This is a genomic window from Proteus sp. fly-1008, assembly GCF_040140305.1.
In the GTDB taxonomy this organism is placed as follows: Bacteria; Pseudomonadota; Gammaproteobacteria; order Enterobacterales; family Enterobacteriaceae; genus Proteus; species Proteus vulgaris_B.
In genome coordinates this window covers 52,216-67,180 of record NZ_JBEEWH010000013.1, presented here as the reverse complement: position 1 = coordinate 67,180, position 14,965 = coordinate 52,216, and the positions used below count along the sequence as shown (strand labels likewise).

At 39.4% G+C, this 14,965-nt stretch carries 14 protein-coding genes; 10 read left to right on the top strand and 4 right to left on the bottom strand.

Features of this window, described 5'->3' with window-relative positions; all coding sequences use genetic code 11:
- The first annotated feature begins 18 nt into the window (after positions 1 to 18).
- The 5 genes from ABN256_RS17065 (at position 19) to ABN256_RS17045 (ending at position 4,779) form a co-directional block, all read left to right on the top strand.
- Positions 19 to 1,080, top strand: a complete 1,062-nt coding sequence (locus tag ABN256_RS17065) for a PhoH family protein (protein ID WP_036912056.1) — start codon at positions 19 to 21, stop codon at positions 1,078 to 1,080.
- Positions 1,073 to 1,540: an rRNA maturation RNase YbeY gene (ybeY, locus tag ABN256_RS17060; RefSeq protein WP_196553439.1), complete on the top strand. Its 468-nt coding sequence runs from the start codon at positions 1,073 to 1,075 to the stop codon at positions 1,538 to 1,540. The genes ABN256_RS17065 and ybeY overlap by 8 nt, the downstream gene beginning before the upstream one ends.
- A 71-nt stretch (positions 1,541 to 1,611) precedes the next feature.
- Entirely contained in the window at positions 1,612 to 2,493 is an 882-nt protein-coding gene (gene corC, locus ABN256_RS17055; protein ID WP_023581153.1) for a CNNM family magnesium/cobalt transport protein CorC, read from the top strand.
- Positions 2,494 to 2,500: 7 nt separating this feature from the next.
- On the top strand, positions 2,501 to 4,024 hold the full coding sequence (gene lnt / locus ABN256_RS17050; RefSeq protein ID WP_349439806.1) for an apolipoprotein N-acyltransferase: 1,524 nt from the start codon (positions 2,501 to 2,503) through the stop codon (positions 4,022 to 4,024).
- Between the two features lie 71 nt (positions 4,025 to 4,095).
- Positions 4,096 to 4,779, top strand: a complete 684-nt coding sequence (locus tag ABN256_RS17045) for a hypothetical protein (protein ID WP_197269435.1) — start codon at positions 4,096 to 4,098, stop codon at positions 4,777 to 4,779.
- Between the two features lie 8 nt (positions 4,780 to 4,787).
- Here ABN256_RS17045 and ABN256_RS17040 read toward each other — a convergent pair whose 3' ends face one another.
- From ABN256_RS17040 to ABN256_RS17025, 4 genes are all read right to left on the bottom strand, one after another.
- Positions 4,788 to 5,291, bottom strand: coding sequence for a protein disulfide oxidoreductase (locus tag ABN256_RS17040; protein ID WP_196553442.1), 504 nt, complete (start codon positions 5,289 to 5,291; stop codon positions 4,788 to 4,790).
- Complete coding sequence (locus tag ABN256_RS17035) at positions 5,291 to 6,022, bottom strand: DsbA family protein (protein WP_072070236.1); 732 nt, start codon at positions 6,020 to 6,022, stop codon at positions 5,291 to 5,293. Before ABN256_RS17035 ends, ABN256_RS17040 begins: the two co-directional genes overlap by 1 nt.
- Positions 6,022 to 8,061, bottom strand: a complete 2,040-nt coding sequence (locus tag ABN256_RS17030) for a protein-disulfide reductase DsbD family protein (protein ID WP_197269436.1) — start codon at positions 8,059 to 8,061, stop codon at positions 6,022 to 6,024. The genes ABN256_RS17035 and ABN256_RS17030 overlap by 1 nt, the downstream gene beginning before the upstream one ends.
- An 85-nt stretch (positions 8,062 to 8,146) precedes the next feature.
- The gene (locus tag ABN256_RS17025) at positions 8,147 to 8,536 is read right to left on the bottom strand and encodes a metal resistance protein (protein WP_349439804.1); all 390 of its coding nucleotides are present in this window, start codon (positions 8,534 to 8,536) and stop codon (positions 8,147 to 8,149) included.
- 365 nt (positions 8,537 to 8,901) lie between these two features.
- Between ABN256_RS17025 and ABN256_RS17020 the strand changes: the two genes are divergently transcribed.
- The 5 genes from ABN256_RS17020 (at position 8,902) to leuS (ending at position 14,960) form a co-directional block, all read left to right on the top strand.
- On the top strand, positions 8,902 to 9,795 hold the full coding sequence (locus ABN256_RS17020; protein ID WP_072070239.1) for an amino acid ABC transporter substrate-binding protein: 894 nt from the start codon (positions 8,902 to 8,904) through the stop codon (positions 9,793 to 9,795).
- A 114-nt stretch (positions 9,796 to 9,909) separates the two neighbouring features.
- A complete protein-coding gene (locus tag ABN256_RS17015) occupies positions 9,910 to 10,650 on the top strand; it encodes an amino acid ABC transporter permease (protein WP_072070240.1) in 741 nt (246 codons plus the stop codon).
- On the top strand, positions 10,650 to 11,324 hold the full coding sequence (gltK, locus tag ABN256_RS17010; protein ID WP_072070241.1) for a glutamate/aspartate ABC transporter permease GltK: 675 nt from the start codon (positions 10,650 to 10,652) through the stop codon (positions 11,322 to 11,324). The genes ABN256_RS17015 and gltK overlap by 1 nt, the downstream gene beginning before the upstream one ends.
- A complete protein-coding gene (locus ABN256_RS17005; RefSeq protein ID WP_115351370.1) occupies positions 11,325 to 12,050 on the top strand; it encodes an amino acid ABC transporter ATP-binding protein in 726 nt (241 codons plus the stop codon).
- A gap of 327 nt (positions 12,051 to 12,377) precedes the next feature.
- A complete protein-coding gene (leuS, locus tag ABN256_RS17000) occupies positions 12,378 to 14,960 on the top strand; it encodes a leucine--tRNA ligase (RefSeq protein WP_340895560.1) in 2,583 nt (860 codons plus the stop codon).
- Positions 14,961 to 14,965: the final 5 nt, after the last annotated feature.

Sequence of the window (14,965 nt, the reverse complement as noted above, 5' to 3'; positions counted from 1 at the left end):
TTAACAAAAGGATAATCAGTGACAGTAATAGCACATGCACAAGTAGCGACCCAAGAAATTTTCTTAGAGCCAGCTGACAATGCCCGTTTAATGAGCCTATGTGGTCCATTTGACGATAATATTAAGCAACTTGAGCGCCGTTTAGGTATCGAGATTAATCATCGTGATAACCGTTTTAAACTCACGGGTAAATCATTATGTGTCAATGCAGCAGCAGGAATTTTACGTCGCTTGTATGTGGAAACCTCGCCAATTAAAGGCGTGATCCCCGATATCGACCCAGAACAAATTCATCTTGCTATCAAAGAAAGCCGTGTGCTTGAGCAAAGTGATGAGCATGTTCCTGAATTTGGGAAATCAACCAATATTCGGACTAAACGAGGCGTGATAAAACCTCGTACACCGAATCAGGCTCAATATATTGCCAATATTCAAACCCATGATATTACGTTTGGTATTGGGCCTGCAGGTACAGGGAAGACATATCTGGCTGTTGCTGCCGCTGTTGATGCCCTTGAACGTCAAGAAGTGCGTCGTATTTTGTTAACGCGCCCTGCGGTTGAAGCGGGTGAAAAACTGGGCTTTTTACCTGGCGACCTTAGTCAAAAAGTCGATCCTTATTTACGACCGCTTTATGATGCGTTATTTGAGATGTTGGGTTTTGAAAAAGTTGAGAAACTAATAGAGCGTAACGTTATTGAAGTCGCTCCCCTCGCTTATATGCGTGGACGTACACTCAATGATGCCTTTATTATTCTTGATGAAAGCCAAAACACCACCATTGAACAAATGAAAATGTTCTTAACGCGTATTGGCTTTAACTCTAAAGCTGTTGTCACTGGGGATATAACTCAAATTGACCTGCCAAGAGGCAATAAATCAGGCTTACGTCATGCTATTGAGGTTTTGTCCGATGTGAATGACTTAAGTTTTAACTTTTTCCACAGTGAAGACGTTGTTCGTCACCCTGTGGTTGCTAAAATTGTTATCGCCTATGAAGCTTGGGAAACTGAAGACCAAAAACGTCGCCAAGCTATCAAAGCAGAAAAAGAGAAGCTTCAGAGAGAAAATCATGAGTGAAGTTATCCTTGATTTACAAGTTGCAAGTGAAAATACGCAAGGGCTTCCGAGTGAAGCCCAATTTATGGCATGGCTTGAAGCGGTATTACCACAGTTTCAACCAGTCAGTGAAGTCACCATCCGCATTGTTGATGAAGCAGAAAGTCACGAGCTTAATCTCACTTATCGCGGTAAAGATAAACCCACTAACGTGCTTTCTTTTCCTTTTGAGGCGCCACCTGAAATTGAACTGCCTTTATTAGGTGATTTGATTATTTGTCGACAAGTGGTAGAAAAAGAAGCCGTTGAACAGAGTAAGACCGTCGAAGAACATTGGGCACACATGGTTATTCATGGTTGTCTACATCTTTTAGGTTATGATCATATTGAAGATGATGAAGCCGAAGAAATGGAAGGTTTAGAGACAGAAATCTTACAAAATTTAGGTTATACAGATCCCTATTTAATTGAAAAAGAGTAACAGTTCTCTTATTTTTATGATAAATATTATATCTAATTAACCATTCAATGAGGAAAAATAGTTAAAACGCCATGAGCGACGACCAATCTTCGAGTAACGATAACCCAGGTCCTAAGAAAGGGTTTCTCACACTGCTTAATCAGTGGTTCCACGGTGAACCTAAAAACCGTGATGATCTGATGGAGCTTATCCGCGATTCTGAACAGAAAGAATTAATTGATCCTGATACCCGCGACATGCTTGAAGGGGTAATGGATATTGCTGAACAGCGTGTCCGAGATATTATGATCCCACGCTCCCAAATCGTTACACTAAAACGTAATCAAACCCTTGATGAATGTTTAGATGTAATTATTGATTCAGCACATTCTCGTTTCCCAGTCATAAGCGAAGACAAAGATCATATTGAAGGCTTATTGATGGCAAAAGATTTACTGCCATTTATGCGTACTGACGCAGAGCCATTTAGTATGGATAAAGTCTTACGTTCAGCGGTTGTTGTACCTGAAAGTAAACGGGTCGATCGCCTATTAAAAGAATTCCGCTCACAACGCTATCATATGGCAATTGTGATTGATGAATTCGGAGGTGTATCAGGGCTTGTCACAATTGAAGATATTCTAGAACTTATCGTAGGCGAAATTGAAGATGAGTATGACGATGAGGATGATATTGATATTCGTCCACTGAGTCGCCACGCTTACTCAGTTCGAGCTTTAACCCAGATAGAAGATTTCAATGAAGCGTTCGGTACACATTTCAGCGATGAAGAAGTTGATACTATTGGTGGCTTAGTTATGCAAGCCTTTGGTCACCTTCCTGCTCGTGGTGAAACTATTACCATTGATAATTACCAATTTAAAGTTGTTATGGCAGATAGCCGTAAGATCATTCAGGTTTATGTGCATATCCCAGATGATGCGCCCATTCCTGAACTAGGTAATGATGCATAGGATCTAAATGAATAAGACCTCTTTCTTAAACCGCCAGTGGGTCCGTGCCCTCCTGGCGGTTTTTTTAGGTGCTATCGGCACCTTCGCGTTTTCGCCTTTTGACTTTTGGCCTGCTGCCTTAGTTTCACTGCTGGGCCTATTACTGATAATTACGCAACGTACAACTCGACAAGGTGCATTTCTTGGCTTTGCCTGGGGCTTTGGATTATTTGGTACTGGTGTAAATTGGGTTTATGTCAGCATTGCTGATTTTGGCGGTATGCCATTTGCGATAAATATATTTTTAGTGATTTTATTGGCACTTTATTTATCACTCTATACCTTACTTTTTGCCGGTTTATTAAATAAGTTTTTCCCAAATCCGACTCTATGGCGATTTGTTTTTGCTGCACCTGCACTATGGCAAATTACAGAATTCTTGAGAGGTTGGGTATTATCGGGTTTCCCATGGTTACAATTTGGTTATAGCCAAATTGATGGCCCATTAAAAGGAATTGCACCTATTTTTGGTGTCACAATGATAACGTTGCTACTTACAGTTATCAGTGGCCTTATCGCATTTGCTCTCTTTCGAAAATCAATTTATAGTCTTATTGTAGCACTCCTTTTATTGGTACTGCCTATCAGCTTTAAATCTTATCAGTGGTATCAACCATTACCGGATGAAACACAAGAGATAGCACTTGTTCAAGGAAATATTGCGCAGTCATTAAAATGGGAACCAGGTACATTAGAAAACACGCTAAAAACCTATCTCACCTTAAGCCGTCCTTTTATCGGTAATGCAAATCTTATTATTTGGCCTGAATCGGCGATCCCTGATGTTGAAATTCAACAACAAGGCTTTTTAGCTGAGCTTGATAAGCAACTGAGAGAGCAAGATACTCATTTAATGACTGGAATTATTGATGCTCGGCCGACATTAGAAGGTTACCGTTTCTACAATAGTGTCATCACATTAGGTGAACACTATGCTTATCAATACCCAGCAACAGATCGCTATAATAAGCATCACCTTGTTCCTTTTGGTGAATATGTGCCATTAGAATCGCTATTACGCCCACTGGCGCCTTTCTTTAATTTACCAATGTCATCATTAAGCCAAGGCGAATATGTACAGCCTCAGCTGACTGTCAATGATGCCAAAATTACCGCAGCTATCTGCTATGAAATTATTTTAGGTGAGCAAGTTCGTGCTAATTTCAAACCTGATACACGATTCTTATTAACGATTTCTAATGATGCGTGGTTTGGTAATTCAATAGGCCCTTGGCAACATTTTCAAATGGCGAGAATGCGTTCTCTAGAGTTAGGAAGACCATTATTACGTTCGACAAATAACGGTATTACAGCCTTTATTGCAGCTAACGGTGATGTCATTTCTCAGCTTCCTCAATTTGAAGAAGGTGCCTTAGCAGAAAAAATCACACCAACAACAGGATTAACTCCTTATTACAAATGGGGTAATACACCATTGTGGATACTGGTTGGATTATTTTTTATTATCGCCTTTATTAAACGCCGTAATTAAAATGAATAAAGCCCAACCCTATTAAGTTACTATTAATTAGGTTGGGCTTTTTCTAATAAGAGGGCTTTTTTATGGAACATTACCCTGAACATATTCTCGATATTATTTGGCAACGAGCTAAAAAAATATCAACAGATAATGAAACAAAGGGTTTCCGTACGGATAAAGAAAATAAATGGATCCAGCGCCAGATGTTCAATCGGCAACAACATGAATTTGGCTGGGTTTTATCAAAACAGCCAGAGTCAATTAATCAACTTATTGAAGATAAAACCATTGTACCTGTACATTGGAAAACTGTGATTAAAGTTAAACAAAAACAAGAGGCTGAGTCTAAACGCGTTAATGTCACCCTACTTGAGCCACCAGCACTATCTCAATTAATTCATTCAGCAGATATTCAATCTTATTGGCAATATGCTCATAAGATTTCCAGCGATAACGAAGAAAAAGGTTTTCGTAAAGATTATTATGGTTATGTTATTCAGCAAAATGCGTTCGGAGATAAACAGCATCAATATGGTTGGACATTAGCCCAATTAACCCCTGTGAATAAAAATAATCATACCGTTATTCCTATTAATATTGTGCCAATACATATTAATACTGCAAAACGCATTGCCGATGAAAAGTCATTAATTGCCCAAAATACCGAAGAAGCCAAAATTGAGCGTAGACGCAAAAATATTATTTATGAAATAATCTATTTTATTGTCAGCTTACCCGGTACCCTTTTTTCTTTACTAAAATTCTGATAACCGATTTAAACAGAAGCCCACCATAAACGTAGTTTTAATCCCCACGAAGATGACCAACCACTCGTAAAGCCCACCATCTCCCCTTTATAAATAATAACGAATGAAGGTGTTGCACTAATTTCCCACTGCTGAGAAATATCTCCTCGGCTATCATTTATTACAGGAAAAACCAGCCCTTTAGATTGGATCCCGCGCTCTAGCTTTGCGTTATCACCCGAACGGATCGCAACTGATGTCACATTATACCCATCTTGCGCTAATGAATTCACCGCAGGTGTTGTTAGTTTACAAACACCACACCATGTTGCCCAAAAATAGATTAATAAGGGCTTTTCAGCACTCAATTCTGTTAATGAAACAACTTTATTATCAACAGTATAAAGCTCAGGTAAATTCGTTAAAGATGGTGGCGTAGGTTGTCGCCACCAATCCATCGCGAAAGAGGCTACAACGAAAATGACAACCAGAACAATAAGTTCTTTACTCCACTTTCGTAAGCGACTACGCATTATTTTTTCACTTTAGCCAGTTGCTCTTTCACAATCATTTCTAACTGAGCATAATCAACAGCACCAGGGATAACCATATCACCAACAACAGTTGCAGGCGTACCTTGAATACCTAATTTACGAGAAAGATCTAGGTTATTTTGTAACACTTTTAAACTGTCATCCGTTAATTTTACTTTGCTTGTATTGGTTGTTTTCATTGCATCATCAATACTTGCATTATCTAGCATTGTTTTCTTCTGCATTAAACGTTGGTGTAACGCTAAGAACGCTTTTGGATCTTCTTTCCATACAGAAAGCACAGCTTGAGATGCTTTAGCAGAACTTTCGCCTTTAAATGGTAATGGTTTAATGATCACAGCTACTTCTGGATAATCTTTTGTGATTTGTTCTAATAACGGATCAAAACGTTTGCAATAAGGGCAGTTATAATCAGTAAAAGAAACTAACACTAATTTAGCGTCTTTTGCACCAATACGAGGACTTGCTGCATCGTTATATAATGCATCATGTTCTGCCTTTAATGCGGTACGAAATTGTGCTTGTTGCTCATCGGCTTTTTGTGCTTGTAATGCAGTGATAGCTTCTTCCAAAATTTCTGGATTTTTGATTAATGTATCACGAACCAGTGCACGAACTTCTTTTTCCTGATCAGCACTTAATGCCGCTGCTTGCACATTTGCACCAAAAAGTAATGACGAAATAACCAGTGCAGAAAGTGTTTTTTTCATTATTGGGCTCCTTTAGCCTCTGAAAGAACAGTCAATGTTGAATCTTTATTTAAAAGAGGGGGTAAAACCACGCCATCTTTATGGCAAGGTCCATAAACTTGGTTAAAAGGTACAGCTACTTGACCTCGTTGTTTTAAAAACTGGGTGATCTTATCAGAGGGTTTAGTCCAATCCCCTCTTAATGCAACGACATCAGGGGCAGACAGAGCAGCCTGAATATCTTCTCGCAATAATACATTGTATTTGTTTGCTTTGCAGGTCACACACCAATCTGCCGTGACATCAACAAACACGCGTTTATTATCAGCCAAGGCTTGATGTATTGCTTCTTCAGATAAAGGTTGCCAATTTACCGTGTCTTGGCCTACAAGTGTATGGCTTTCTGGTTGAGCAACAAATAAATAAGTACTTCCCGCTAAAAATAGGGCTATCACAGTAGAAATAAGAGCCGTTTTTTTGCCATAGTGCCGTACAATTGCGAGCAATAAAAGTAAAGCAATAACAATAAAAATACCGGCAACAATTGTCATGCCAAAATGAGGAATTAAAAGTGTAATAAGCCAAATGCTAGACAACAGCATCATAAAACCTAAAACAACTCTTAGGCGATTCATCCATTTACCGGGTTTTGGTAGCACTTTTGCAACAGATGGGAATATTGCCACTAAGATCCAAGGCAAACTCATTCCTATCCCTAATGCAGTAAAAATAAGCCATAATTCACTTAATGGAGCAATCAGAGCATAAGCGACTGCAGTACCTAAAAATGGTGCGGAACAAGGAGTGGCAAGTAAAGTAGCAAAAGCACCTTCCCAAAAATGGCGGCCATACCCCTGTCCACCTGCCGTTGCCATTTTAGTATTCATATTGCTACTTAAACGTAACTCAAATAGACCAAATAAATTAGCAGTAAAAATAGCCGTCACTAACACCATAAATCCAATAAACCAAGGGCTTTGAAACTGTATTCCCCAACCTAAGGCTTCTTGGCTATAACGTAAACCCGTCATAAATAGAGCTAATGCCCAAAAAGAAACTAAAATACCTAAAACAGATACCGAAAATTGCTTACGAATAACCCCTTTATCGCGATTCTCAAGATGTAAAATCGAACCCAATTTCATCGCGAGTACAGGCAATACGCAAGGCATTAAATTTAAGATCAATCCACCTAATAGCGCAAAAGCTAGAATGCCCCATAATCCAACACTTGAATTAGATGGAGGCGCAATACCTGTTTCCCCCTGTCCTATTGTGTCATTAACTTGGCGAGAAAAATCTTGGTCAGTAATAACAAATGAGAGTGCTTTACCCGAAATATCACCCGCAGCATCTCCCCAGTCATCAGTTACATCAACAGTGACAAATAAATTATTATCTTTTTGATTTAAATGTGGAATTCCATAAAGCATACCTTCGGGAGGATCGAGATAAATATTAGGTTTAACCCACGCTCCTTGCTCTCTTTGTAAAGAGATAGTGAGCTGGCTATTGTTATAATCAGAGGAAACCGAGGAGACGAGTCCTGTACCAACTGGAATTTTTGCCATCGCTTGACTATATTGCCATTCAAAATCAGCAGGTGCTGGCTCTGTAAGATCTAAATCTAAAGTGTAGTCCGTTAAAATACAGACATTACTGCATGTTGATAACGTTAAAATTCCAGTTAAACGATCAGCATGAGCAGAGGTTAATTCAATCGGAAAAACAACTTGTTTGTCATAGCCTTGAGTGTGAATACCTGCGACATCAAAAGCAGAAGGTGATGGCCAATGCCATATCATTGCACTCACATCTTGTGGCCAATTAATTTCAGGTGCAACACCACCTTCCCCTGGTGAGCGCCAATAAGTTTTCCACCCAGACTCAAGTTGCACTTCAAGTAACATTTTCACATCACCCGTTGGTGACTTTTGTGCCGTCGCCCTAACTTGTGCGTGAGAATTATCCGGCATGGTTAACCAGCCTGTATCTGCTGCTTGAGATGTAGATAACGTAAATAGCGTTAATACCAACGCCATAACAAAAGAACGAAACATAACAACTCCCTAAAAATTCCTACAACGCTACACACAAAGCTACGCCCAAAGATAGACGTGCAATTTTTTAGCTAAAAGGAAATTTCTAATCCCTCAAAATGCAATAATGAAGGTGAAGTCTTATCGGTGGGGGTGGATGGTGATGTTTTTTTTGGCTACGCTGGCGAGAAACATAGATAGCGGTCATGCTTAACAGTAATAGTACAGCCCATGAATGGAAAAAAGGCTCTATTGTTAGCGGAGGAACAGATAATAATGATTTAGCGCTTAATTCACAGGTAGAGAGTGAATAAGTATGTTCTGTTGCGCTATTCTCATCAGCAATCGGTGTTGGTAGTGGGTATTGAGTTTGAGAAACAGCCGTCGCTAAGCGCTCACTAATGACGTGGGCACCTAATGAACGCTGAACAATGCAACACAAGATCAGCAAAACTGTTATTACCACTAGCCAGCGACCTGACCGCCAATTACTCATAGATGTTCCTCATCAATATGACCCGTTATCTTAACGGTAATCCACAGACAAACAACTCCTTAAGACAAACTTTACAAATCCCTACTTATTTTATTTTTCCTATTATCTCAATTTTTCATCTTTAACCTTTATTTCCATAAGGTTTCTACTACAATAGTTTTAAATATTGAAAACAACTTCCAAAAAAATAATCAACCATATTTGATTTCATTCTTTTATTGAGAGATACCTCTCGTATTTCACAAATTACACTTCCCAACAGTATGTTATTTGTTCTATCTATTAACATTATCAAAACAAATTAAAACAAAAAAGCAACACAAAGCAAATCACAAATATCACTTATCACCACGACAGGAGTTATTATGCGCATGCGTAAACTAGCATTATCATTAATGATTTTAGGGGCTGCAGGAGCTGTGCAAGCAGAAGAACTCACTGGAACCTTAAAAAAAATCAACGACAACGATATTATTATTGTTGGACATCGGGAATCCTCCGTTCCTTTCTCTTACTATGATAATCAACAAAAAGTGGTTGGCTATTCTCAAGACTATTCCAATCTGATTGTACAAGCAGTAAAAGACAAAATAGGCAAACCTAATCTGCAAGTTCGCCTGATCCCTATTACGTCTCAGAATCGCATTCCATTATTACAAAATGGTACATTTGATTTTGAATGTGGCTCAACAACCAATAATGAAGCTCGTCAGCAACAAGCTAGTTTCTCTAATACTATTTTTATCGTAGGTACACGTTTACTGGCGAAAAAAGACGGTGGAATAAAAGACTTCTCTGATCTGTCCGGTAAAAACGTAGTTGTAACATCAGGAACAACATCTGAAATGTTACTTAACAAACTTAACGATGAGAAAAAAATGAATATGCGCATTATCAGCGCAAAAGATCATGGTGACTCATTCCGTACACTCGAATCAGGTCGTGCTGTCGCCTTTATGATGGATGATGCATTACTTGCTGGTGAACGCGCGAAAGCGAAAAAACCAGGTCTGTGGGAAATTGTAGGAACACCACAATCTGAAGAAGCCTATGGCTGTATGTTGCGTAAAGACGATGCTCAATTCAAAGCATTAATAGATGAAACTATCGCTAACGCACAAAAATCAGGTGAAGCAGAAAAATCCTTCAATCGCTGGTTTAATGCCCCGATTCCACCTAAAAACCTTAACCTAGAATTCACTATCTCTGATGAAATGAAAGCCTTATTTGCATCACCAAATGATAAGGCATTGAATTAAAAATACATACGCCGTTGATGCAAACAAATAATTATAAAGTATCTGTTGGACAGACAGATCAGTGAAGTTTGGGGCAGTCGTTCCCTGCCCCTATTTTTCACCGGAGGTGAAATCATGTCGATTGATTGGGATTGGGGGATATTCTTCCAAGAAGCCCCTTTCGGAAACACCACATACTTAGGATGGCTGATTTCAGGCTTCCAGGTCACCATTGCCTTATCTTTATGCGCTTGGGTTATTGCCTTTCTTGTTGGTTCTTTATTCGGAATTTTGCGTACTGTACCTAATCGTTGGCTTTCAAGTTTAGGTACAGTTTATGTTGAGTTATTCCGTAACGTACCACTTATTGTTCAATTCTTTACGTGGTATTTAGTTATTCCTGAACTATTACCTCAATCTATTGGCGACTGGTTTAAAATGGACTTAGCGCCAAATGTACAATTTTTTGTCTCTTCAGCTCTCTGTTTAGGTTTATTTACCGCTGCTCGTATGTGTGAACAAGTCAGAGCAGCAATTAACTCATTACCCCGTGGGCAAAAAGCGGCTGGACTTGCCTTGGGCTTAACCTTACCTCAAACCTATCGTTATGTTTTATTACCCAATGCTTATCGTGTCATTATTCCACCAATGACCTCCGAAATGCTTAATCTCGTAAAAAACTCAGCGATTGCCTCCACTATCGGGTTAATTGATATGGCTGCACAAGCAAACAAGCTACTCGATTATTCAGCGAAAGCATATGAGTCATTCACTGCAATTACTCTCGCCTATGTTTTTATCAACGTCATTATTATGTTAATCATGAGTTGGCTTGAAAAACGTGTGCGTTTACCTGGCACAACAGGAGGTCAATAATGTATGAATTTGACTGGAGTTCTGTTGTTCCAAGCCTACCATTTTTAGTCGATGGTATGGCTATCACTTTAAAAATCACCATCACCGCTATTGTAGTTGGTATTTTATGGGGAACGGTGCTCGCTGTTATGCGCCTGTCTACATTTAAACCTATTAGTTGGTTTGCGGCCGCTTACGTTAATACCTTTCGTTCTATCCCATTAGTCATGGTATTACTGTGGTTTTATTTAATTGTGCCTAACATATTACAAAATGTTCTAGGACTTTCACCGAAAAGTGATATCCGTTTAATTTCAGCAATGATAGCGTTCTCATTATTTGAAGCGGCGTACTACTCTGAAATTATAAGGGCAGGTATTCAAAGTGTGAGTAAAGGGCAATTTTCTGCCTCACTTGCATTAGGTATGACCAAATCACAAACGATGCGCTTAGTGATTTTACCTCAAGCATTTAGAGCCATGGTTCCACTTTTACTCACTCAAGGAATTGTCTTGTTCCAAGATACGTCCTTAGTTTATGTATTAAGCCTTACTGACTTTTTCAGAACGGCGGCAAATATTGGTGAACGCGATGGCACACAAGTTGAGATGATCCTCTTTGCGGGTTTTGTTTATTTTGTCATTAGCTTCGCAGCTTCAATGTTAGTGAACTTTCTTAAAAAAAGGACTACCTAGATGATTTCCCTAAAAGACGTATCCAAATGGTATGGTCAATTTCAAGTACTGACTGAATGTTCCACTGAAGTTAAAAAGGGGGAAGTTGTTGTTGTCTGTGGGCCTTCTGGTTCAGGTAAATCGACACTGATTAAAACAGTGAATGGCCTAGAACCTATACAGCAAGGAGAGATCCTTGTTAATGAAATCAAAGTAAATGATAAACGCACCGATCTTGCTAAATTACGAGCAAAAGTAGGAATGGTATTCCAACATTTTGAACTTTTCCCTCATCTTTCTATTATTGAAAATCTTACACTCGCACAAGTTAAAGTGCTTAATAGAGAGAAAATCGCTGCAAAAGAAAAAGGCTTAAAATTATTAGAACGCGTTGGTTTATCCAGTCATGCGAACAAATACCCTGCCCAACTTTCTGGTGGTCAACAACAGCGTGTCGCCATTGCTCGTGCTTTATGTATGGATCCTATCGCAATGTTATTTGATGAACCTACATCTGCACTTGATCCCGAAATGATTAATGAAGTGCTAGATGTTATGGTTGAGCTAGCGAATGAAGGAATGACAATGATGGTAGTAACTCATGAAATGGGTTTTGCCAAAAAAGTAGCTGACCGTATTATCTTTATGGATGAAGGTCGTATTGTAGAAGATAGACCTAAAAATGACTTTTTTGATAATCCAAAATCAGATCGCGCAAAAGATTTCTTAGCTAAAATCTTACATTAATACTTCATATCTCCTCTGCTGGCGTGCTTTCTTAGCACGTCAGCCTCAAATAATAATTTTGAATAACCTCGCAACCAAATATCAAGTAATCTTATTTTCTCGCAATATCACCATTATTTTTCTAGAAAATACGCATTTATTCTCTTTTTGTTTTAACGCTTTCCAAGATATCTCGCAATTGTCTTGAAAAAGTTATGCAAACAGTGGCTTTCATTAAGATCAATAGTTGTGGCTATTAGACAAAATCAGCTATGCTATGCAAGTCTTAATTTCATAATAGCGGTTACCCTCCGGTAGCCATTAATTCACCATAGGATTATCGGTGCCATGCAAGAACAATATCGTCCCGAAGATATAGAGCAAACTATCCAGGAATACTGGGAAAAGAACAATACATTTAAAGTGACAGAAGATAATAACAAAGAAAAATATTACTGCCTGTCAATGCTACCTTATCCTTCTGGCCGACTACACATGGGACACGTCCGCAACTACACCATTGGTGACGTGATTTCCCGTTATCAACGTATGCAAGGTAAAAACGTCTTACAACCTATCGGTTGGGATGCGTTTGGCCTACCTGCTGAAGGTGCCGCAGTAAAAAATAACACCGCGCCTGCACCGTGGACTTATGAAAACATCGATTACATGAAAAACCAGTTAAAGAAACTGGGTTTTGGTTACGATTGGGATCGTGAAGTCACAACGTGTACACCAGAATATTATCGTTGGGAACAGTGGTTCTTTACTAAGCTATATGAGAAAGGCTTAGTGTATAAAAAAACCTCTGCTGTTAACTGGTGCCCACATGATTTAACCGTATTAGCTAACGAACAAGTTATTGACGGCTGTTGCTGGCGTTGTGATACCCCTGTAGAACGTAAAGAAATTCCACAGTGGTTTATCAAAATTACCGATTACGCAGAAGAACTGTTAAACGATTTAGATACGTTAGATGAATGGCCTGAACAAGTTAAAACCATGCAACGTAACTGGATTGGCCGTTCAGAAGGCGTCGAAATCACATTTGATGTTGCAGATAGCGACGACAAAATGACAGTTTATACAACACGTCCTGATACCTTTATGGGTGTTACTTATGTCGCTGTTGCAGCAGGTCATCCATTAGCGCAAAAAGCAGCTCAAAACAATCCTGAAGTTCAACACTTCGTTGATGAATGCCGTAACATGAAAATGGCAGAAGCCGATATGGCAACGATGGAGAAAAAAGGGATTGCCACTGGTCTTTATGCCATTCACCCATTAACTAAAGAAAAAGTGGCTATTTGGGTCGCTAACTTTGTTTTAATGGAATACGGCACGGGTGCCGTGATGGCTGTTCCAGGTCATGATGAACGTGACTGGGAATTTGCAACCAAATATAACTTACCTATTAAAGCTGTTATTGCTGATGCTGAAGGTAACCAACCTGACTTATCTGAAGGTGCATTAACCGAGAAAAATAGCCTGATCAACTCTGGTGAATTCTCTGGTTTAGATAATCAAGCAGGCTTTAATGCTATTGCAGACAAACTTGCACTAATGGGTGTTGGTGAACGCAAAGTTAACTACCGTTTACGTGACTGGGGTGTTTCTCGCCAACGTTACTGGGGTGCACCAATTCCAATGGCAACCTTAGAAGACGGTACTGTTGTTCCTGTTCCTGAAGATCAACTTCCCGTTATCCTGCCAGAAGATGTAAAAATGGACGGGATCACCAGTCCAATTAAAGCCGATCCTGAGTGGGCAAAAACCACCATTAATGGCCAGCCAGCACTGCGTGAAACAGATACGTTTGACACCTTTATGGAATCATCTTGGTATTACGCTCGTTATACCTGTCCTGATTACGATAAAGGCATGTTAGATCCAAAGGCAGCTAACTATTGGTTACCTGTTGACTGGTATATTGGTGGTATTGAACACGCCATCATGCACTTAATGTATTTCCGCTTCTTCCATAAACTGATGCGTGATGCAGGTTTAGTTAACTCTGATGAACCAGCAAAACGTTTACTATGTCAAGGTATGGTGTTAGCTGATGCGTTCTATCACACAGGTGAAGACGGTGCTCGTCATTGGGTATCTCCTGCTGAAGCCATTGTTGAACGTGATGAGAAAAACCGCATCATAAAAGCGACTGACAGTGCTGGTCATGAACTGACTTATGCTGGCATGAGCAAAATGTCTAAATCTAAAAATAACGGTATCGACCCACAAACAATGGTTGAACGTTATGGTGCAGACACCGTCCGTTTATTTATGATGTTTGCAGCTCCACCAGAATTAACACTTGAATGGCAAGAGTCTAGTGTTGAAGGTGCTAACCGTTTCTTACGTCGTTTGTGGCGTTTAGTTCATGAACACACTCAAAAAGGAACAGCGCAATCACTTGATCTGTCTGCACTAACAGAAGAACAAAAAGATTTACGCCGTGACTTACATAAAACTATCGCAAAAGTATCTGATGATGTAGGTCGCCGCTTAGCTTTCAATACCGCAATTGCAGCCATCATGGAGTTAATGAATAAATTAACTCGTGCAAGTCAAGAAACAGAGCAAGATCGTGCATTAATGCAAGAAGCATTAGAAGCCATCGTTCGTATGCTTTCTCCAATCATTCCTCACGCTTGTTTTGTGATGTGGCAGGCATTAGGTGGAAAAGAAGATGTTGATGTTGCGCCATGGCCTGTTGCTGATGAAGAAGCCATGATTGATGACACTAAACTGATTATTGTTCAAGTGAATGGTAAAGTTCGTGGCCGTGTCACTGTTCCAGCTAATTCAGAAAAAGAATATGTTCAGGAAATGGCGACAAAAGAGTACAGTGTTGCTAAATACTTGGAAGATGTGACTATTCGTAAAGTCATTTACGTTCCAGGAAAATTACTGAACATCGTTGTTGGCTGATAAGG